This window comes from Streptomyces sp. P9-A2 (assembly GCF_036634175.1).
In the GTDB taxonomy this organism is placed as follows: Bacteria; Actinomycetota; Actinomycetes; order Streptomycetales; family Streptomycetaceae; genus Streptomyces; species Streptomyces pratens.
The window spans coordinates 2,262,251-2,281,365 of the sequence record NZ_JAZIFX010000001.1 but is presented as its reverse complement, the minus strand read 5'-3'; the positions used below and the strand labels follow the sequence as shown (position 1 = coordinate 2,281,365).

General features: G+C 70.5%; 16 protein-coding genes. 11 read left to right on the top strand and 5 right to left on the bottom strand.

Translation table 11 applies throughout. The features are described 5' to 3' along the window. The first annotated feature begins 132 nt into the window (after positions 1–132). A complete protein-coding gene (locus tag V4Y04_RS10305) occupies positions 133–1,755 on the top strand; it encodes an MFS transporter (RefSeq protein WP_332427198.1) in 1,623 nt (540 codons plus the stop codon). Positions 1,756–2,029: 274 nt separating this feature from the next. After that, positions 2,030–2,338: a small hydrophobic protein gene (locus V4Y04_RS10300; protein ID WP_332427196.1), complete on the top strand. Its 309-nt coding sequence runs from the start codon at positions 2,030–2,032 to the stop codon at positions 2,336–2,338. 135 nt (positions 2,339–2,473) lie between these two features. Here V4Y04_RS10300 and aceE read toward each other — a convergent pair whose 3' ends face one another. After that, positions 2,474–5,221, bottom strand: coding sequence for a pyruvate dehydrogenase (acetyl-transferring), homodimeric type (gene aceE / locus V4Y04_RS10295; RefSeq protein WP_332427195.1), 2,748 nt, complete (start codon positions 5,219–5,221; stop codon positions 2,474–2,476). A 411-nt stretch (positions 5,222–5,632) separates the two neighbouring features. Here aceE and V4Y04_RS10290 point away from each other — a divergent pair, with 411 nt between their 5' ends. The 6 genes from V4Y04_RS10290 (at position 5,633) to V4Y04_RS10265 (ending at position 10,406) form a co-directional block, all read left to right on the top strand. Then, positions 5,633–6,070, top strand: a complete 438-nt coding sequence (locus V4Y04_RS10290; protein ID WP_332427194.1) for a DUF3052 domain-containing protein — start codon at positions 5,633–5,635, stop codon at positions 6,068–6,070. Between the two features lie 157 nt (positions 6,071–6,227). Then, the gene (locus V4Y04_RS10285; RefSeq protein WP_332427192.1) at positions 6,228–6,686 is read left to right on the top strand and encodes a peroxiredoxin; all 459 of its coding nucleotides are present in this window, start codon (positions 6,228–6,230) and stop codon (positions 6,684–6,686) included. 133 nt (positions 6,687–6,819) lie between these two features. After that, entirely contained in the window at positions 6,820–7,395 is a 576-nt protein-coding gene (locus tag V4Y04_RS10280) for a TerD family protein (protein WP_332427190.1), read from the top strand. A gap of 181 nt (positions 7,396–7,576) precedes the next feature. Then, complete coding sequence (locus V4Y04_RS10275; RefSeq protein WP_055595443.1) at positions 7,577–8,152, top strand: TerD family protein; 576 nt, start codon at positions 7,577–7,579, stop codon at positions 8,150–8,152. Positions 8,153–8,227: 75 nt separating this feature from the next. After that, a complete protein-coding gene (locus V4Y04_RS10270; protein ID WP_332427188.1) occupies positions 8,228–9,367 on the top strand; it encodes a DUF475 domain-containing protein in 1,140 nt (379 codons plus the stop codon). Positions 9,368–9,668: 301 nt separating this feature from the next. Further along, positions 9,669–10,406: a TerD family protein gene (locus V4Y04_RS10265; protein ID WP_332427187.1), complete on the top strand. Its 738-nt coding sequence runs from the start codon at positions 9,669–9,671 to the stop codon at positions 10,404–10,406. Between the two features lie 18 nt (positions 10,407–10,424). Here V4Y04_RS10265 and V4Y04_RS10260 read toward each other — a convergent pair whose 3' ends face one another. After that, positions 10,425–11,393, bottom strand: coding sequence for a TerD family protein (locus tag V4Y04_RS10260; RefSeq protein ID WP_332427186.1), 969 nt, complete (start codon positions 11,391–11,393; stop codon positions 10,425–10,427). A 203-nt stretch (positions 11,394–11,596) separates the two neighbouring features. Here V4Y04_RS10260 and V4Y04_RS10255 point away from each other — a divergent pair, with 203 nt between their 5' ends. Genes V4Y04_RS10255 through V4Y04_RS10245 form a run of 3 tightly spaced genes read left to right on the top strand, consistent with a single transcriptional unit; the run spans position 11,597 to position 16,255 of the window. Continuing rightward, complete coding sequence (locus V4Y04_RS10255; protein WP_332427185.1) at positions 11,597–12,763, top strand: HpcH/HpaI aldolase/citrate lyase family protein; 1,167 nt, start codon at positions 11,597–11,599, stop codon at positions 12,761–12,763. Positions 12,764–12,812: 49 nt separating this feature from the next. After that, entirely contained in the window at positions 12,813–15,443 is a 2,631-nt protein-coding gene (locus V4Y04_RS10250) for a phosphoribosyltransferase (protein ID WP_332427184.1), read from the top strand. Beyond that, on the top strand, positions 15,443–16,255 hold the full coding sequence (locus V4Y04_RS10245) for an HAD family hydrolase (protein WP_332427183.1): 813 nt from the start codon (positions 15,443–15,445) through the stop codon (positions 16,253–16,255). Before V4Y04_RS10250 ends, V4Y04_RS10245 begins: the two co-directional genes overlap by 1 nt. A gap of 93 nt (positions 16,256–16,348) precedes the next feature. Here the strand turns inward: V4Y04_RS10245 and V4Y04_RS10240 are convergent, their stop codons facing one another. From V4Y04_RS10240 to V4Y04_RS10230, 3 genes are all read right to left on the bottom strand, one after another. Further along, positions 16,349–17,125 carry a DedA family protein gene (locus V4Y04_RS10240; RefSeq protein WP_332427181.1) on the bottom strand — a complete coding sequence of 259 codons (777 nt, stop codon included), beginning with the start codon at positions 17,123–17,125 and terminating at the stop codon, positions 16,349–16,351. Positions 17,126–17,225: 100 nt separating this feature from the next. After that, entirely contained in the window at positions 17,226–17,453 is a 228-nt protein-coding gene (locus tag V4Y04_RS10235; protein ID WP_332427180.1) for an FmdB family zinc ribbon protein, read from the bottom strand. Positions 17,454–17,570: 117 nt separating this feature from the next. After that, a complete protein-coding gene (locus V4Y04_RS10230) occupies positions 17,571–19,070 on the bottom strand; it encodes a hypothetical protein (protein WP_443079983.1) in 1,500 nt (499 codons plus the stop codon). Between the last annotated feature and the right edge of the window lie 45 nt (positions 19,071–19,115).

Sequence of the window (19,115 nt, the reverse complement as noted above, 5' to 3'; positions counted from 1 at the left end):
CGGGGTTCCCGTGGTCCCCCGGGACGCTTCCGGAACTGTTCTCCCAGTTCAGGCTATACGGGTGTGTCGACCGAGTTACTGATCGATGAATTGGTTTGTCAACTGTCAGTGGCTGTCACTAGCCTCCAAGGCATGACTAGTCAGACCACCATCGACGCGACGGGACCCGGGGACAAGGCACCTCCGGACACCCCGTCGGACGCGGCACGCGGCAGAGGGCTGCGCGGACATCCCTGGCTCACCCTCTTCACCGTCGCCGTCGGCGTCATGATGGTGGCCCTCGACGGCACCATCGTCGCCATCGCCAACCCCGCCATCGCCAGCGACCTCGGCGCCACTTTCGCCGACGTCCAGTGGATCACCAACGCGTACTTCCTCGCCCTCGCGGTCTCCCTGATCACCGCGGGCAAGCTCGGCGACCGGTTCGGCCACCGGCAGACCTTCCTCATCGGCGTCGTCGGCTTCGCCGCCGCCTCGGGCGCGATCGGCCTGTCCGACAGCATCGCGGCGGTCATCGTCTTCCGTGTCGTACAGGGGCTGTTCGGCGCGCTGCTGATGCCGGCCGCGCTGGGCCTGCTGCGCGCGACCTTCCCGGCCGAGAAGCTCAACATGGCCATAGGCATCTGGGGCATGGTCATCGGTGCCTCCACCGCCGGCGGCCCGATCCTCGGCGGTGTCCTCGTCGAACACGTCAGCTGGCAGTCGGTCTTCTGGATCAACGTCCCGGTCGGCGTCGTCGCGCTCGCCCTCGGCGTGTGGATCCTGCTCGACCACCGCGCGGAGAACCGCCCGCACTCCTTCGACGTGCCCGGCATCGCCCTGCTGTCCGGTGCGATGTTCTGCCTCGTCTGGGCGCTGATCAAGGCCCCCGCGTGGGGCTGGGGAGACCTGAAGACCTGGGGGTTCATCGCCGTCTCGGTGGTGCTCTTCGTGGCCTTCGCGTTCTGGGAGAAGCGGGTCAAGGAGCCGCTTCTCCCGCTGGCGATGTTCCGCTCCGTCCCGCTGTCCGCGGGTGTGGTGCTGATGGTCCTCATGGCCATCTCCTTCATGGGCGGCCTGTTCTTCGTCACCTTCTACCTGCAGAACGTGCACGGTCTGAGCCCGGTCGACGCCGGTCTGCACCTGCTGCCGCTCACCGGCATGATGATCGTCGGCTCCCCGCTGGCCGGCGTGGTGATCACCAAGGCCGGTCCGCGCATCCCGCTGGCCGGCGGCATGGCCTTCACCGCGCTCGCCATGTTCGGTATCTCCACGCTCCAGAAGGACACCGGCAGCGCCGTGATGTCGCTCTGGTTCGCCCTGCTGGGCCTCGGCCTGGCGCCCGTCATGGTCGGCGCCACCGAAGTCATCGTGGGCAACGCGCCGCTGGAGCTCTCCGGCGTCGCCGGCGGTCTCCAGCAGTCGGCCATGCAGGTCGGCGGCAGCCTCGGTACGGCCGTGCTGGGCGCGGTGATGGCCTCCAAGGTCGACAGCGACCTCGCGGACAACTGGGCGGACGCGGGGCTCCAGCCGCTCACCCCGGAACAGGCCGCGCAGGCCGCCGAGGCCGTCCAGGTGGGTGTGCCCCCGGTGAGCGAGCAGATGCCCCCGGACATGGTCGCGACGGTCACCGACGTGGCCCACGAGACCTTCATCTCCGGCATGAGCACGGCTTCCCTGGTCGCCACCGGAGTCGCCGTCGTGGCGGTGGGCGTCGCCTTCCTCACCAAGCGCGGTGAGAACGCGGAGGCCGGCGCGGGCGTCGGACACATCTGACGGACCCGGGCCTGGACCCGGAGCCGGTGACCGGGTTCGCTCGTCAGGGTGAACCGGTGCGGTGGTCCCTCCCGTTGGGAGGGGGTCGCAGGTCACAGTGGGTCAGGTCCTCCGCAGGGCCTGGGGGATGCGGCTGCGGCGCGCTGCTGGAGGGGGGCAGCGCGCCGGCAGCGGCTCGTCCGCCGTCGCTTCGGGGGCATTCACGCCCCGAGTGGGGGTACCCGCATGTCGAACCCCACTGAAACTCCAACCAACCACGGGGTTCGGGGAGTTGATGATGGCGAGCTTCGGAGGCAGCACGCGCAGGCACCCCCGCTCACGTGGCCGGACGGGGCTACGGACCGGGCCGGATCGCGCGACGCTCGGAATCATCGGAGTCATCTGCGCGGTCGCCGGATTCTTCGTGCTGGGGATCGTCCTCGGCCCGGCGGCGATCGTCTGCGGCTGGCTCGCCATGGGCCGCAGTTGGGGCGGGTCCCGCTCGATCCCGGCGCTGGTCGCCGTGGTCCTGGGCGCCATCGACACGCTGCTGGCGGTCATCTGGCTGGCCTCGGCCACCGGCCCGGGCTACGGAGTGTTCTGACCACCCGGCCGCCCCGGACGACCCGGGTGACCCGGAAACCGGACAGAAGTCTCCGGAACGCAACGGATGAAGGGCCTCCGGCGAACGCCGGAGGCCCTTCATCATGCGCCGCTCATCATGCGCCGCGCGCCCGCGTCAGGCGTCGCCGCCCGCCGGGCCCGGGTCGGCCGCGGTCACGTCGAGCAGCTGGTAGCGGTCGATGGCCTGCTTCAGCACGGACCGGTCGACATGCCCCTCGCGGGCCAGCTCCGTCAGCACTCCCACCACGATCGACTGCGCGTCGATGTGGAAGAACCGCCGGGCCGCCCCGCGCGTGTCGGCGAAGCCGAAGCCGTCCGCGCCCAGCGACTGGTACGTCCCCGGCACCCAGCGCGCGATCTGGTCCGGCACCGACCGCATCCAGTCCGACACCGCCAGGACCGGCCCCTGCGCCGAGGACAGCTTCCGGGTGACGTACGGCACCCGCTGTTCCTCCTCCGGACCCAGCAGGTTGTGCCGCTCGCACTCCACGGCCTCGCGCCGCAGCTCGTTCCAGGAGGTCGCCGACCAGACGTCGGCCCGGACGTCCCACTCCTCGGCGAGGATCCGCTGCGCCTCGAGGGCCCAGGGCACCGCGACACCGGACGCGAGGATCTGGGCCGGCATCGAGCCCGCCGTGCCCTCGCTGAAGCGGTACAGGCCCTTGAGGATGCCGTCCACGTCCACGTTCTCCGGCTCGGCCGGGTGCCGGATGGGCTCGTTGTAGACGGTCAGGTAGTAGAAGACGTCCTCGCCGTGCGGGTGCTGCTCGTCGCTGCCGTACATCCGGCGCAGACCGTCCTGCACGATGTGCGCGATCTCGAACCCGAAGGCCGGGTCGTAGGCCACGCACGCCGGGTTCGTGGACGCCAGCAGCTGCGAGTGGCCGTCCGCGTGCTGAAGGCCCTCACCGGTCAGCGTCGTACGCCCCGCGGTCGCGCCGAGGACGAAACCGCGCGCCAGCTGGTCACCCATCTGCCAGAACTGGTCACCGGTGCGCTGGAAACCGAACATCGAGTAGAAGACGTACACCGGGATCAACGGCTCGCCGTGCGTGGCGTACGCCGAGCCGGCCGCGATCAGCGAGGCCGTGCAGCCGGCCTCGGAGATGCCGTCGTGCAGCATCTGCCCGTTCGGCGCCTCCTTGTACGCGAGCAGCAGCTCGCGGTCCACGGACTCGTACTGCTGCCCGAGCGGGTTGTAAATCTTCGCGCTCGGGAAGAACGAGTCCATGCCGAACGTGCGGTACTCGTCCGGCGCGATCAGTACGAAACGCTTGCCGATCTCCTTGTCCCGCAGGAGATCCTTGAGGAGGCGGACAAAGGCCATGGTCGTCGCGATGGACTGCTGACCCGAGCCCTTCTTCACGTTCGCGTACGTCTTGTCCTCGGGCAGTGCGAGGGGCTTCGAGCGCACCACACGCGTCGGCACGTACCCGCCGAGCGACTTGCGGCGGTCGTGCATGTACTGGATCTCCTCCGAGTCCCGGCCCGGGTGGTAGTACGGCGGCAGGCCGGACTCCAGCTCCTTGTCGGAGATCGGCAGGTGCAGCCGGTCGCGGAAGCCCTTGAGGTCGTCGACCGTCAGCTTCTTCATCTGGTGCGTGGCGTTGCGGCCCTCGAAGTTCGGGCCGAGGGTCCAGCCCTTGACCGTCTTGGCGAGGATCACCGTCGGCTGGCCCTTGTGGTCCTTCGCCGCCTGGTACGCCGCGAAGATCTTCTTGTGGTCGTGGCCGCCGCGCCCCAGGTGCAGCACCTGATCGTCGGTCATGTTCTCGATCATGGCGCGCAGCCGGTGGTCGTCACCGAAGAAGTGGTCGCGGATGTACGCCCCGGACTCGGTGGCGTACGTCTGGTACTGGCCGTCCGGCGTGGTGTTCATCCGGTTGACCAGGACGCCGTCCCGGTCCTGGGCGAGCAGCGGGTCCCAGGAGCGGTCCCAGACCAGCTTGATCACGTTCCAGCCGGCGCCCCGGAAGACCGACTCCAGCTCCTGGATGATCTTGCCGTTGCCGCGCACCGGCCCGTCCAGGCGCTGCAGGTTGCAGTTGACGACGAAGGTGAGGTTGTCGAGGTTCTCCCGGGCCGCGAGCGTCAGCTGGCCCAGCGACTCCGGCTCGTCCATCTCGCCGTCGCCGAGGAACGCCCACACGTGCGACTTCGAGGTGTCGGTGATGCCGCGCGCCTGCATGTAGCGGTTCATCCGGGCCTGGTAGATCGCGCTGATCGGGCCGAGGCCCATCGACACGGTCGGGAACTCCCAGAAGTCCGGCATCGAACGCGGGTGCGGATACGACGACAGTGCTTCGGGTGCCTTCGACTTCTCCTGCCGGAAGCCGTCCAGCTGCCGCTCGCTCAGCCGGTCCAGCAGGTACGCCCGCGCGTAGATGCCCGGCGAGGCGTGGCCCTGGAAGAAGACCTGGTCACCGCCGTCGCCCTCGTCCTTGCCGCGGAAGAAGTGGTTGAAGCCCACGTCGTAGAGCGACGCCGAGGAGGCGAAGGTGGCGATGTGGCCGCCGACGCCGATCCCGGGCCGCTGCGCCCGCGAGACCATCACCGCCGCGTTCCAGCGGGTCGCGTTGAGGATCTTGCGCTCGATCTCCTCGTTGCCCGGGAAGAACGGCTCCGCGCGGGTGGGGATCGTGTTCACGTAGTCCGTGCTGCGCATCTCGGGCACGGCCACGCGCCGCTCGCGGGCCCGCTCGATCAGGCGCAGCATCAGATAGCGGGCCCGCTCCCGGCCGCGTTCGTCGACGGCGGCGTCGAGGGAGTCGAGCCACTCCTTGGTTTCCTCGGGGTCGAAGTCAGGAACCTGACTCGGGAGGCCACCAATGATGATCGGGTTGCGATCGGATGCGGAAGCCACGCTGTTCCTTACCTGTCGAAGGGCCGTGAGGAGGCCGCTGTTTCACTGGTGCAGTCGGGTCTGCGCGATCCCCATCGTCCACCTCGGGGCCGCGCACGTCATCTCTACCGATAGGTAACCCGCACCCGACACCGGTACGGTGGCGCGTACGGAGCGAATCTCGGAGTCATGCGAGTCTCGTACCCGTATACAGTTCCCAAACGCCCATTCGGGGCACAAGGGTATGGTGCAAGTCGCTGTGAGTCAGGATGATGTGCCTGGAGTTGCGGTGGCCCGGCCAGGATCGTCACCGTTTAGGCGGTCCGAGCGGCCGGGTACTTGCGCGATCCGTCCCGCCCGTGTGGACTACGGCCAACGCCGCGCGCCCGCGCGTGGCTGAGATATTCCCAAACCATGATCAGGAGGCAAACCGTGAGCGCGACCGCGGACCACGCGGAGGAGCGGACGAACCCTGCCGCCAGGCTGGGTTTCCAGCCCGGGCAGGTGGTCCAGGAGATCGGCTACGACGACGACGTCGACCAGGAGCTCCGCGAGGCCATCGAGGGCGTCATCGAGAGCGACCTTGTCGACGAGGACTACGACGACGTGGCTGACGCCGTTGTGCTGTGGTTCCGCGACGACGACGGCGACCTGACGGACGCGCTGGTGGACGCCGGCACGTACATCGAGGAAGGCGGGGCGATCCTGCTCCTTACGCCGAAGACCGGCCGTTCGGGATACGTGGAGCCGAGTGACGTCTCGGAAGCCGCCACCACCGCCGGCCTGACCGCCGCAAAGGGCGTCAGCGTCGGCAAGGACTGGAGCGGCAGCAGGCTGGCCACTCCCAAGGCGGCCAAGTCCCGGAGGTAGAACCACGGCGGCGGCCCGCTCCCGCGGCCGGCCGTCCCCCGCTGTGTCACCGGACGGGCTGCTCAGCTCAGCCCGTCCGGCCTCTTGTCGTACCCCTTGCGTAGGGTGTTCCCAGGGAACAGACCGGGCACAGCACCCCGAAGGGACGAACCAGGCGATGGCGATCCAGGTCGGCGATCACGCCCCCGACTTCGAACTCAAGGACAACCACGGCGCGCCCGTCCGGCTGTCCGACCACCACGGCCGTCAGAACGTGGTGCTCGTCTTCTACCCCTTCGCCTTCACCAGCGTGTGCACCGACGAACTACGCGCCCTGCGCGACGGCCCGGCCCGCCTCGCCGACGGCGACACGCGGCTGCTCGCCGTCTCCACCGACTCCATCCACACCCTGCGGGTCTTCGCCGAGCAGGAGAGCCTGGAGTACCCCCTGCTGTCGGACTTCTGGCCGCACGGGGACGTCTCGCGCGCCTATGGCGTCTTCGACGAGGGCAAGGGCTGCGCCGTACGGGGGACCTTCGTCATCGACCGTGAGGGCCTCGTCCGGTGGACGGTCGTCAACGCGCTGCCCGACGCACGTGACCTGAACGACTACACCGAGGCGCTCGACACGCTGTGAGCACGCCCGGCGGCGATACTTCTCCGGCCCCGGGACCTGCGGTGGCCGGGAACCCATTACTAGGATCGACTCGTTGATCCGACATCCGACGCACGACGGGGCTTCCTGCCCCCGGACAATCAATGGAGGACTCGTGGGAGTCAGCCTCAGCAAGGGCGGCAACGTATCGCTGACCAAGGAGGCGCCGGGCCTGACCGCGGTCATCGTCGGACTGGGGTGGGACATCCGCACCACGACCGGCACCGACTTCGACCTGGACGCCAGTGCGCTGCTGGTGAACAACACCGGCAAGGTCACCAACGACGCCAACTTCGTCTTCTTCAACAACCTCAAGAGCCCCGACGGCTCGGTCGAGCACACCGGCGACAACCTCACCGGTGAGGGCGAGGGCGACGACGAGCAGATCAAGGTCAACCTCGCGGGTGTCCCCGCCGAGATCGAGAAGATCGTCTTCCCGGTGTCGATCTACGACGCCGAGAACCGCCAGCAGTCCTTCGGCCAGGTGCGCAACGCGTTCATCCGCGTCGTCAACCAGGCCGGCGGCGCCGAGATCGCCCGCTACGACCTGTCCGAGGACGCCTCCACCGAGACCGCCATGGTCTTCGGTGAGCTGTACCGGCACGGCGCCGAGTGGAAGTTCCGTGCCATCGGCCAGGGCTACGCCTCCGGTCTGCGCGGCATCGCCCAGGACTTCGGCGTGAACGTCTGAGACCTCGCGTCCCGGGCGTCGGCGCCCGGGACGGGTCGTCTCGTACGGCTGTTCCGTCCGGCGCCGCACGGTTTACGTGCGGCGCCGGACGCGCAGGACCACCTGTGAGGCTGTTGTCCGACCCCCTTCCGGTGCTGGACGGCGGCTTCCGAGAAACATCACCCGGGGAGGGACCAGCAATATGGGCGTCACACTCGCCAAGGGAGGAAACGTCTCCCTGTCCAAGGCCGCACCGAACCTCACGCAGGTGTTGATCGGGCTCGGCTGGGACGCACGCTCCACCACCGGAGCCCCCTTCGACCTCGACGCCAGCGCACTGATGTGCAGCGGCGGCCGGGTCATGGGGGACGAGTGGTTCATCTTCTACAACCAGCTCCACAGCCCGGACGGCTCGGTGGAGCACACGGGTGACAACCTCACCGGTGAGGGCGACGGCGACGACGAGTCCCTACTGGTCGACCTCTCCAAGGTGCCGGACCGGTGCGACAAGATCATTTTTCCGGTCTCCATCCACCTGGCCGACGACCGGGGCCAGGCTTTCGGTCAGGTCAGTAATGCCTTCATCCGAGTCGTCAACCAGGCGGACGGCCAGGAACTCGCCCGTTACGACCTGAGCGAGGACGCCTCCACCGAAACCGCGATGATCTTCGGCGAGCTCTACCGTTATCAGGGCGAATGGAAGTTCAGGGCGGTGGGGCAGGGGTACGCGTCCGGGCTGCGGGGCATCGCTCTAGACTTCGGAGTCAATGTTTCGTAAAGCCGACTATGGCAGCGGGGAGAGTCTCCTCCGGAGATCGTCCGGGGGAGCCCCCCACACATGATGGGGTAGCCAGTGGTTCTGAAAACCTTCGGCTGGTCGTTCGCGGTCACCGCGCTCGGCCTGGTCGCAGCGATCCTCTTCGGGGGGTGGACCGCCTTCGGCATCGTGGCGATCCTCTCGATCCTCGAGATTTCGCTGTCCTTCGACAACGCGGTGGTCAACGCCGGAATCCTGAAGAAGATGAATGCCTTCTGGCAGAAGATCTTCCTCACCATCGGCATCCTGATCGCCGTCTTCGGTATGCGGCTGGTCTTCCCCGTCGTGATCGTCGCCATCAGCGCCTCGCTCGGACCCATCGAGGCGGTCGATCTCGCCCTCACCGACAAGGACCGCTACCAGGAACTGGTCACCGACGCCCACCCGTCGATCGCCGCCTTCGGTGGCATGTTCCTGTTGATGATCTTCCTGGACTTCATCTTCGAGGACCGGGACATCAAGTGGCTGACCTGGATCGAGCGCCCGCTGTCCAAGCTCGGCAAGGTCGACATGCTGTCGGCCTGCATCGCGCTGATCGTCCTGCTGATCGCCTCCCTCACGGTCGGGGCCAACGCCCACCAGCACGGCGGCATGCATGTCGACAAGGCGGAAACGGTCCTCCTCGCCGGTATCGGCGGTCTGATCACCTACATGATCGTGGGCGGACTCTCCGGCTACTTCGAGAACCGGCTCGAGGAGTCGGAGGAACACGAGCACGAGGAGGAGGAGAAGGCCGCGCGGGCCGGCAAGCCCAAGACGGCCCTCGCCATCGGCGGCAAGGCCGCGTTCTTCATGTTCCTCTACCTCGAGGTCCTGGACGCCTCCTTCTCCTTCGACGGCGTGATCGGCGCCTTCGCCATCACCAACGACATCGTGCTGATGGCCCTGGGCCTCGGTATCGGCGCCATGTACGTCCGTTCGCTGACGGTCTACCTGGTCCGCCAGGGCACCCTCGACGAGTACGTCTTCCTGGAGCACGGCGCGCACTACGCGATCGGCGCTCTCGCCGCGCTCCTGCTCATCACGATCCAGTACGAGGTCAACGAGATCATCACCGGTCTCATCGGTGTCTTCCTGATCGGCCTGTCCTTCTGGTCCTCCGTGCGCCGCAACAAGGCCCACGCGGCGGCCGAGGGCGGCTCGGGCGAGAAGACCGAGGTCTCCTCCGGGGTGTGACAGCCCTCCGGGTGAGGAACGCTCTGTTCGGGGCGGCCGTCGAGGACCAGTCCTCGGGGCCGCCCCGACGGCCGTCCGGAGCCCGCACGGGCGCCGGACGGCCCGTGGAAGGGAGGGCGACCCGTGAGGGGGCGGCGGCCCGTGAGGCGTGAGGGTGCGGCGGCCCGTGAGGGGCGGGCGGGACAGCAGGGGCGCGACGGGACAGCAGGGCAGCAGAGCAGCGGTATCAGCGGGTCAGCGGGATCACGGGGCAGCGGTATCAGCGGGGCAGCGGGGTTCGACGAGTGGACTTGGGGCGGGAATGGGCTTCCTGGACGGACTGTGGCGCGGAAACGACAGCGCCTTCGACTCGGGCAACGCGGCGACCAACGCCATCGAGCTGACGAAACGGTATGCGCAGGTGTCCCTGACCAAACAGGGCGCGGCCACCGGAAATCTCCGGGTCAACCTGAGCTGGCGGATGCGGACCTCCGACCTGGGCGGCTCCCAGCGGGAGAGCCTGCTGCGCCACCCCCTCAAGGCGCTCAAGCCCCCGGAGGTCATCGCCCACAGCCAGAGCATGGTCGACGTCGACCTGGACCTCGGCTGCCTGTACGAGCTCCAGGACGGCACCAAGGGCGTGGTCCAGCCGCTCGGCGGCCTCCTCGGCGACGTCAACGGGCCGCCGTACGTCAAGCTCAGCGGCGACGACCGGTTCGGCTCGGGCTCGGGGGAGACGCTCTACGTCAACCTGGACCAGCGCGAGAACATCAAACGCCTGCTGGTCTTCGTGTACATCTACGACCAGACGCCCGCCTTCGACCGGACCCGGGCCATGGTCACGCTCTATCCCGGCAACGGCCCGCGGATCGAGATAAGCCTGGACGAACGCCACCCGCAGGCCCGCTCCTGCGCGGTGGTGATGATCGAGAACATCAAGGGGGAGATCATCGTCCACCGCGAGGTGAAGTTCGTCTACGGCTTCCAGGGAGAGCTGGACCGCCTCTACGGCTGGGGCCTGCAGTGGGGGCGCGGCTTCAAGTCGAAGACGGGGCGGTGACCGGGCTCCCGGAGGGGCCTACCGCCCGATGAACTGCGGCCCCTGCGGAGGCAGGCGGAAGTCGGGGTCGGGGGTGTGGACGGCCGGGGGCGGGTAGCCGTAGCCGGACGGGGCCGCCGCGACGGCGGGCACGGGGGACGTCTGGGGGTAGCCGTAGGCGGGCGGGGCGGTCGGCTGGGGGTAGCCGTAGGCCGGCTGCGTGGCCGGCGGCTGCTGGGGCGGATAGCCGTAGGCGGGCTGTGCCGGGACCCCCGGCGGCTGCTCGGGCGGCAGCGGGAGGGACGGATCGGCCGCGACGGGGGAATGTACCTGCTGGGTCAGTGCCTCGGAGGAGACCGAGGGCTCCGGCGGGGCGGGGGCGTGTGATGCCAGGGCCGGCGCCTCGGAGGAGACCGAGGGCGCGGGCGCGTCGGCGTCGGCGGTCACAGGCTCCTGTGCCGCCTCCGACTCGTCCACCGAGATCCCGAAGTCCGTCGCCAGGCCCTTCAGCCCGTTCGAATAGCCCTCGCCGAGCGCCCGGAACTTCCAGCCGTCCCCGCGCCGGTACAGCTCACCGCAGATCAGCGCGGTCTCCCGGCCCGTCTCCGGCGTGACGTCGAAGGACGCCAGCGCCTCCGTGTCCGGGGCCTCGGCGTCGTACAGCAGGATGCACAGGGTGTCCACGGTGTCGAAGGCGACACCGTCCGCCGACGCCACCAGCAGAATCCGCCCGACGCCCTCCTCGACCCCGCCGAGATCAGTCTGGATCGTGTCGGTCAGGTTCTCGGCGACGCGTTTCTTGCCCAGCCGCCACACTTTGCCGGAGGGGTGCCGGGGCTGGTTGTAGAAGACGAAGTCCTCGTCCGACCGGACCCGGCCGTCGAGCCCGAGAAGCAGGGCGGACGCGTCCACGTCAGGTACCCCCTGGCCAGGCGACCAGCGCAGCACGGCGCGTACCGTGGTGGTCCGGAGCGGGACGTTCGACCCCTTCAGCATGGCGTGCGTCATGCGGTCATCCTGCCTTCTCCGTCCTGGTCACGACAATGCGGGGTACCGGCACGCGCCGACGCCGACCGGCACCGACATGATCGGGTCACCCGAAGTTCACACCCGGCGGGAACCGCCGACATCGATACGTACGTACTATTACCGGCCACCTTCCGACATTCCACAGCCATTCCTCAGCATGTCCAACGGCCCAGGGGGAGTTCATGCATCACTTCGGACAGATCGCCCCTGCGGCGCGGAAACGTCTCTTCCACCGGGAGCCGGGCCGGTTCACGGCCCGGTCCCCGGCCCGCCTGCTCTCCATGGCCCTCGGTGCCACGCTGTACAGCCCCGCGACCCGCCCCCGGCTCGCCGACGACATCGTCAAGCAGGCCGGGAACGGCGTGGTCTCGATGGTGCTGTGCCTCGAGGACTCCATAGGCGACGACGACGTGGCTGCCGGCGAGGCGAACCTCGTGGCCCAGTTCGCCGACCTGGCCGGCCGGTCAGGGGCCGATCTGCCGCTGCTGTTCATCCGGGTCCGCACCCCCGAGCAGATACCCGACCTCGTCCGACGCCTCGGCCCCACCGCCGGGCTGCTGTCCGGGTTCGTCCTGCCGAAGTTCACCGAGGAACGCGGCACGCCCTTCCTCGAGGCCCTCACCGTCGCCGAGGCCTCCGGCGGACACCGCCTCTTCGCGATGCCGGTGCTGGAGTCCCCGGAGCTGCTCTACCGCGAGACCCGGGTGGAGACCCTCGAGGGCATCCTCCGCGCGGTCGACAAGTACCGCGACCGGGTTCTCGCCCTGCGCCTCGGCGTGACCGACTTCTGCTCCCCGTACGGGTTGCGCCGCGGTCCCGACATGACGGCCTACGACCTCCAGATCGTCGCCTCCGTGATCGCCGACGTGGTGAACATGCTGGCCCGGGTCGACGGCACCGGATTCACCGTGACCGGGCCGGTCTGGGAGTACTTCCGGGCCCAGGAGCGCATGTTCAAACCGCAGTTGCGGCAGAGCCCGTTCCTCGAGGTGAAGGCCGTGGAGCTGCGCCAGTCACTGATCGAGCACGCCATGGACGGCCTGCTGCGGGAGATCTCCCTGGACCGGGCCAACGGACTGCAGGGCAAGACCTGCATCCACCCCTCGCACGTCCTGCCCGTGCACGCGCTGTCCGTCGTCAGCCACGAGGAGTACAGCGACGCCCAGGACATCCTGCGGCCGGAACGCGACGGCGGCGGTGTCATGAGGTCGGCGTACACGAACAAGATGAACGAGGTGAAGCCGCACCGCGCCTGGGCCGAGCGGACCGTGCTGCGCGCCGAGGTGTTCGGCGTCGCGAACGAGGACATCGGGTTCGTGGAGCTGCTCGCGGCCGGCCTGGCCAAGTGACCCGACCGACCCGACCGACCCGACCGACCGGACCGACGGCAAGGAATCCATGGAGAAGGCAGTGAACGAGGGAGTGCGCCGCGAGGCGCGCGACGGATCGCGGACCGGCGAGGACATACCGGCCGGGGACATACCCGCCGGGGATGTCTGGTCCGGGAGCTGGGTCGCCGAGCGCCTCGGCGTCGAGCTGGCGGGCGACGACCGGCTGACCGGGCTGCTGGGGCTGGCACTGCGCCGCAACCCCAAGCGGGCGCACCTGCTGGTGTCCCACGTCCTCGGCAAGCACGTACCGCAGTCGCCCGCCGTCGTGTACGGCCACGGCGTCGCCCTGGGCCGCCGGGTCCGCGAACTGCTCGGCGAACAGGCGCACCGGGCGGTGGTCCTCGGGTACGCCGAGACCGCCACCGGCCTCGGCCACTCGGTCGCCGACGGCCTGGGCGTCGCCCCCTGTCTGCACTCCACCCGCCGTCCGGTCCCCGGGGTCGCCACGGCGGGCGGCTTCGAGGAGTCCCACTCCCACGCCACCTCGCACCTGCTGCTCCCCGAGGACCCCGGGCTGCTGGCCGGGGACGGGCCGCTGGTCCTGGTCGACGACGAGTTCTCCACCGGCAACACGGTCCTGAACACCATCCGCGACCTGCACGCACGCCACCCCCGGCGGCGGTACGTGGTCGTCGCCCTGGTCGACATGCGCTCGCCCGCCGACACCGGCCGGCTGGACGACTTCGCCCACGGGATCGGCGCCCGTGTCGACCTGGTGACGACCCTCTCGGGCACGGTACGGCTCCCGGAGGGCGTGCTGGAGAAGGGGAGGGAGCTCGTGGCCCGCCAGGAGGCGGAGGCGCAGACGGTCGCGCAGACGGCGGCCGGGACGGCACCGCGGGCCGGCCGGGTCGCGCGCGTCGAGCTGGGCTGGCCGGACGGGCTGCCCGACGGCGGGCGGCACGGGTTCACGCCCGCGCACCGCGCCCGCCTGGACGACGCCCTGCCCGCCATGGCCGACAGGCTCGCCGACGCCCTGCCCGACGGCGCACGCCGCGTCCTCGTCCTCGGCTTCGAGGAACTGATGTACGCCCCGCTCCGCCTCGCCCACACACTGGAACAGAAGCTGGGAGAGAGGCGGGAACAGAAGCAGGGAGAGAGTCCGGAGCGGACACCGGCCGTCCGGAAGGACGGCGCCGAGGTCCGCTTCTCGACCACCACCCGCTCGCCCGTCCTCGCCGTGGACGACCCCGGCTACGCGATACGCACCCGGCTGGCCTTCCCCGCCCACGACGACCCCGCCGACGGCCCCGGCGAGCGCTACGCCTACAACGTCGCCGGAGCCGGCTTCGACACCGTCGTCGCCGTCGTCGACTCGGCGGCCGACACCCCCGCCCTGCACGCGCCCGGCGGGCTGCTGGCCGAACTGGCCGCCCACACCCCGCAGGTTCTCCTCGCGGTCGTACCGTCGTACGCACCCGCCCCACCTGACGCGCCGGCCGGACCGGACGCCCCGGCCGCCCCCGAAAGGCCCGCCCCCATGCTGCCCGAGCCCCTTCGCGGCCCCGCCTTCTCCTCGTACGCGCCCGAAGAAGTCGGCTGGCTGCTCCAGGACCTCTCCGACGTCACCCTGGAGGCACCCACCGAGGAACGCGAGGAGGCCATCCAGAGCGGCGGCGCGCACTACGCCGAGTCCCTGCCCGTCGAATACCAGCCGAGCGTGGACTACCAGGAGCTGTTCCGCGCGGCCCTGCACACCTCGGCGGCCCGCCTCGCCCACGCGGTCGGCGTGGTCACCGAAACCGTGCTCGCCGAGAGATCCCCGCGCCCGGTGCTCGTCTCCCTGGCCCGGGCCGGCACCCCCATCGGCATCCTGATGCGCCGCTGGGCCCAGTACCACCACCGGCTCGACCTCCCGCACTACGCCGTCTCCATCGTCCGCGGCCGGGGCATCGACGCCAACGCGCTGCGCTGGCTGGCCGCCCACCACGACCCCCGGGACGTCGTCTTCGTCGACGGCTGGACCGGCAAGGGCGCCATCACCCGCGAACTCGCTCAGGCTGTCGAGGAGTTCGAGAAGAGCCACGGCGTCACCGGCTTCGACCCGGAGATCGCGGTACTGGCGGACCCCGGCTCCTGCGTGCGGACGTACGGCACCCGCGAGGACTACCTGATCCCGTCCGCCTGCCTCAACTCAACCGTCTCCGGCCTCATTTCACGCACCGTCCTGCGCGCCGACCTGGTCGGTCCGGACGACTTCCACGGCGCCAAGTTCTACCGCGAACTCGTCGGCGCGGACGCCTCGGTGGCCTTCCTGGACGCCGTCTCCGCCCGCTTCCCCGAGGTCACGGACGACGCCTGCGCCCAGGCCAAGGAACTGCTCGCCACCGACCGCACCCCCACCTGGGAGGGCTGGGCCGCGGTCGAACGCATCAGTGAGGAGTACGGGATCCACGACGTGAACCTCGTCAAGCCCGGCGTCGGCGAGACCACCCGCGTCCTGCTGCGCCGGGTGCCGTGGAAGATCCTCGCGCGCGCCGGAGCCGGCCACGACCTCGACCACGTAAGGCTGCTGGCCGAGCAGCGGGGCGTTCCCGTCGAGGAGGTCGAGGGACTGCCGTACACCTGCGTCGGTCTGATCCACCCCCGGTACACGCGCGGCGCGACCGGCGCCGACGGCAGGGCGGTGACGTCCTGATGACCGTCCTCGTCGCCAGCGACCTCGACCGCACCCTCATCTACTCCGCCAACGCCCTCGCCCTGACCGGGCCCGACGCCGACGCCCCGCGCCTGCTGTGCGTGGAGGTCTACGAGAGCCGCCCGCTGTCCTACCTGACGGAGACGGCGGCCCGGCTCCTCACCGAACTCGGCGACGCCGCCGTGTTCGTACCGACCACCACCCGCACCCGCGAGCAGTACCGGCGCATCAGCCTCCCCGGCCCCGCCCCGGCGTACGCGATCTGCGCCAACGGCGGCCACCTCCTGGTCGACGGCGAGACCGACCCGGACTGGCACGCTCGGGTGAGTGCTCGCCTCGCCGCCGAGTGCGCCCCGCTCTCCGAGGTGCGGGCGCACCTGGAGCGGACCGCCGACCCGGCCTGGACGCGCAAGCACCGCGTCGCCGAGGACCTCTTCGCCTACCTCGTCGTCGAGCGGGAGCTGCTGCCCGAGCAGTGGGTGAAGGAACTCGCCGTCTGGGCGGAGAACCGCGGCTGGACGGTCTCCCTGCAGGGCCGCAAGATCTACGCCGTACCCAAGCCGCTCACCAAGAGCGCGGCCATGCGCGAGGTCGCCCGCCGCACCGGTGCCGACCTCACCCTCGCCGCCGGCGACTCGCTCCTCGACGCCGACCTGCTGCTCGCCGCCGACCGGGGCTGGCGCCCCGGCCACGGTGAACTGGCCGACGCCGACTGGACGGCCCCCGGGATCACCGCGCTCCCCGAGCGCGGGGTCGTGGCCGGGGAGGAGATCCTGCGGGAGTTCCTGGGAGCGGCGCGCCAAGGCCGGTGAGTCGGCCGCACTGCTGAGGCGGCCGCACCGGGACCGAGACGGGTCTCGGTGCGGCCGAGCGGAAGCCGCGAAAGGGGTCAGCCGCGAGAAGCGTCAGCCGTGGCGCTCTTGGCCGGCCAGGTCGTACCGGCCGGCGGGGTACTCCTCCTCGGGACCGTCCTCCTCGGAGGAGCCCGACGGCCGTCCCCCCTCCGTGCCCGCCTGCCGGTCGGGCCGCCCGCGGCCGGCACCCGGCCGCAGCATCCGCAGGACGAGGAACGCGAGCACCGCCAGCGCGGCCAGGCCGAGGACCACCTTCGAGTAGGCCGACACGACGGTCGTGACCTGCTGCCAGTTCTCGCCCAGCGTGTAGCCCGCGAGCACGAAGGCGGTGTTCCAGATGGCACTGCCCAGCGTGGTCAGACCGAGGAACACGGACAGCCGCATGCGCTCCACACCGGCCGGCACCGAGATCAGCGAGCGGAAGATCGGGATCATCCGGCCGAAGAACACCGCCTTGGTCCCGTGCCGCAGGAACCACGCCTCTGTCTTCTCGATGTCCGAGACCTTCACCAGCGGCAGCCGCCCCGCGATCGCCACCGTCCGCTCCCGGCCGAGCAGCGCACCCACGCCGTACAGGGCGAGCGCGCCGATCACCGAACCGGCCGTCGTCCACAGCAGCACGGCGAGCAGACCCATCCGCCCGCCGCTCGCGGCGAACCCGGCCATCGGCAGGATCACCTCGCTCGGCAGCGGCGGAAAGAGGTTCTCCAACGCGATGGCGAGACCCGCCCCCGGCGCACCCAAGGTGTCCATAAGGCCGTTGACCCACTGGGGCCCGGCTTCCCCGCCGGCTGCGGCGGACACGGTGTGGGCTGCGATGACTGTCATCGGGCAACCGTACGGAGCCGTAACTGAAGAGAACCTGAGGAAGATCGCCGACAGCCCTCCGGCCGCGCCCCGGCGCCGGGTGCCGCCGGAGTGGGGGAGGTCAGCCGCAGCAGCCCCCGCCGCAGCAGCCCCCGCCACCACCGCCTCCGCCCGCGCGGGGAGCGGCGGCCGGTGCCTGGGCGGCACCGCCCACGGCGACCGTGGACAGGAGCTTCACGGTGTCGTCGTGTCCTGCCGGGCAGTCGGCCGGGGCAGCGGATTCGGCCATGGGACGGCTCAGTTCGAAGGTGTCGCCGCAGGTCCGGCAGCGGTACTCGTAGCGAGGCATGAGCACAGGCTAACCGGCGGATGGCGATTGTGGCCTGTGACGGTGGCCGCCGGCCGAGGTGTGGGGGGCACGGGTCGCGGATTGTGGCGGGAGACGGCCGGGCCGGATCCGTCCCGGTCAGCCGGCGGAGCCGCCCCGGTCCTCACGGATCAGGGACACCACCCGTGCCACCGACTGTCGGACCGCTTCCGTCTCCGTCAGGAAGTGCCAGTAGTCGGGGTGGCGGCCCTCCAGCCCGGCGACGGCCCGCTCCAGCCGGGCCACGGCACTGTCCAGCGGGTGCGCGTGGCGCGGGTCCGGGGTGTGGCGGCCGGCCATGGCCAGGCGCTGGGCGTCCCGGATGGCGAAGCGGGTGCGCTCGATCTCCTGTTCCGGGTCCTTCTGCACGGCGTTCAGCTGCCGCAGCCGGTCTCCGGCGGCGGACACGGCCTCGTCGGTCGTGTTCAGCAGCGCCCGTACGGTCGACAGCAGAGCGGTGGCGTCCGCCCAGCGCTGCTCGTCGCGCGCGGTGCCCGCCTCGGCGAGCTTGCTCTCGGCCTGTCGCACGTTCTCCGTGGCCAGGTCGGGGACGCCCTGGAGGTCCTGCCAGCAGGCGGCGCTGAAGCGCCGGCGCAGCTCGCTGAGCACCGGCTCCACCTGCTCGGAACGGGTGGTGAGGGCCTGCGCGCGGGTGCGCAGGGAGACCACCCGGCGGCCGGTCTCCGCGGCCAGTTCCGGCAGCCGGTCGGCCTCCGCGCGGATGGCCTCGGCCTGGCGGATGACCCGTTCGGCCCGCTCCAGGGTCTGCGGCACACCGTGCTGCCCGGCGCCCTGGTTCAGCTTGGTCAGCTCCGGGGAGAGCGCGGCGAGCCGGGCGGCGAGATCATCGGCCCGCAGCTCCGCCGCACGGGCGGTGTCCAGCGCGTTCGACGCGGCGAGCAGCGCCTGACGGGCCCGCTCGACGGCGGGGGCGAGCCGGGCCAGCTGGGTCTCGGCCTTGCCGAGGAGGGGGCCGAGCCCGTCGGTGAAGCGGTCCAGTTCCCGCTTGACCCGGTCCAGCTCACCCTTGGCGGCGGCCAGTTCGGTGCGGGCCCGGGAGGCGGTGGAGGCGTCCAGGTCGTGGCGGTCGAGATCATGGGCGTCGACTGCGTCGATATACGTGTGGCTGGCCTCGTCGATCCGGCGGCCGAGCGCCTCGAAGTCGGCGACGGCGCGGCGGGCGGCGGGGGAACTGTCCACGGCGGTGATCGTCTCGACGGAGATCCGCAGGTCCCGCTGGGCGGTGTCCAGCTCGTAGAACGCGGCCGCCGCCGCGTCCTTGGCGGCCTGCGCCTCGGCCCGCTGGTTCTCGGCCCGCCCGCCGAACCAGCGCCGGGTGCCGCCGCCGGCGAACGCGGCGGGCAGGGCCAGCACCACCAGCGGCAGGACCGTCAGCGTGAGCGTGTCACGGAGCGGGCCGGCGACCCGGCCCCGGGTGACCACCAGGCCCTGTCTTCCGGAGCTCTGCCTTCCGGAGCTCTGCCTTCCGGGGCCCTGGGAGACGGGGCCCCGGAAGACCGAAACCCCGGACAGAAGACCACGCGTACGGCCCACGCGTGGTCTCGACGGCGAGTACGGCTGCTCTGGTATCGCCGTCACATCCCTCTCCCGTACTGTCGTTCGCCCTTCCCGACGGCCATTGTC

Coding starts and splice junctions, on each gene's coding strand:
- V4Y04_RS10305 (WP_332427198.1), top strand. CDS start 133: ATGACTAGTCAGACCACCATCGACGCGACGGGACCCGGGGACAAGGCA.
- V4Y04_RS10300 (WP_332427196.1), top strand. CDS start 2,030: ATGATGGCGAGCTTCGGAGGCAGCACGCGCAGGCACCCCCGCTCACGT.
- V4Y04_RS10285 (WP_332427192.1), top strand. CDS start 6,228: ATGGCGATCCAGGTCGGCGATCACGCCCCCGACTTCGAACTCAAGGAC.
- V4Y04_RS10275 (WP_055595443.1), top strand. CDS start 7,577: ATGGGCGTCACACTCGCCAAGGGAGGAAACGTCTCCCTGTCCAAGGCC.
- V4Y04_RS10265 (WP_332427187.1), top strand. CDS start 9,669: ATGGGCTTCCTGGACGGACTGTGGCGCGGAAACGACAGCGCCTTCGAC.
- V4Y04_RS10260 (WP_332427186.1), bottom strand. CDS start 11,393: ATGACGCACGCCATGCTGAAGGGGTCGAACGTCCCGCTCCGGACCACC.
- V4Y04_RS10255 (WP_332427185.1), top strand. CDS start 11,597: ATGCATCACTTCGGACAGATCGCCCCTGCGGCGCGGAAACGTCTCTTC.
- V4Y04_RS10250 (WP_332427184.1), top strand. CDS start 12,813: ATGGAGAAGGCAGTGAACGAGGGAGTGCGCCGCGAGGCGCGCGACGGA.
- V4Y04_RS10245 (WP_332427183.1), top strand. CDS start 15,443: ATGACCGTCCTCGTCGCCAGCGACCTCGACCGCACCCTCATCTACTCC.
- V4Y04_RS10240 (WP_332427181.1), bottom strand. CDS start 17,125: ATGACAGTCATCGCAGCCCACACCGTGTCCGCCGCAGCCGGCGGGGAA.
- V4Y04_RS10235 (WP_332427180.1), bottom strand. CDS start 17,453: ATGCCTCGCTACGAGTACCGCTGCCGGACCTGCGGCGACACCTTCGAA.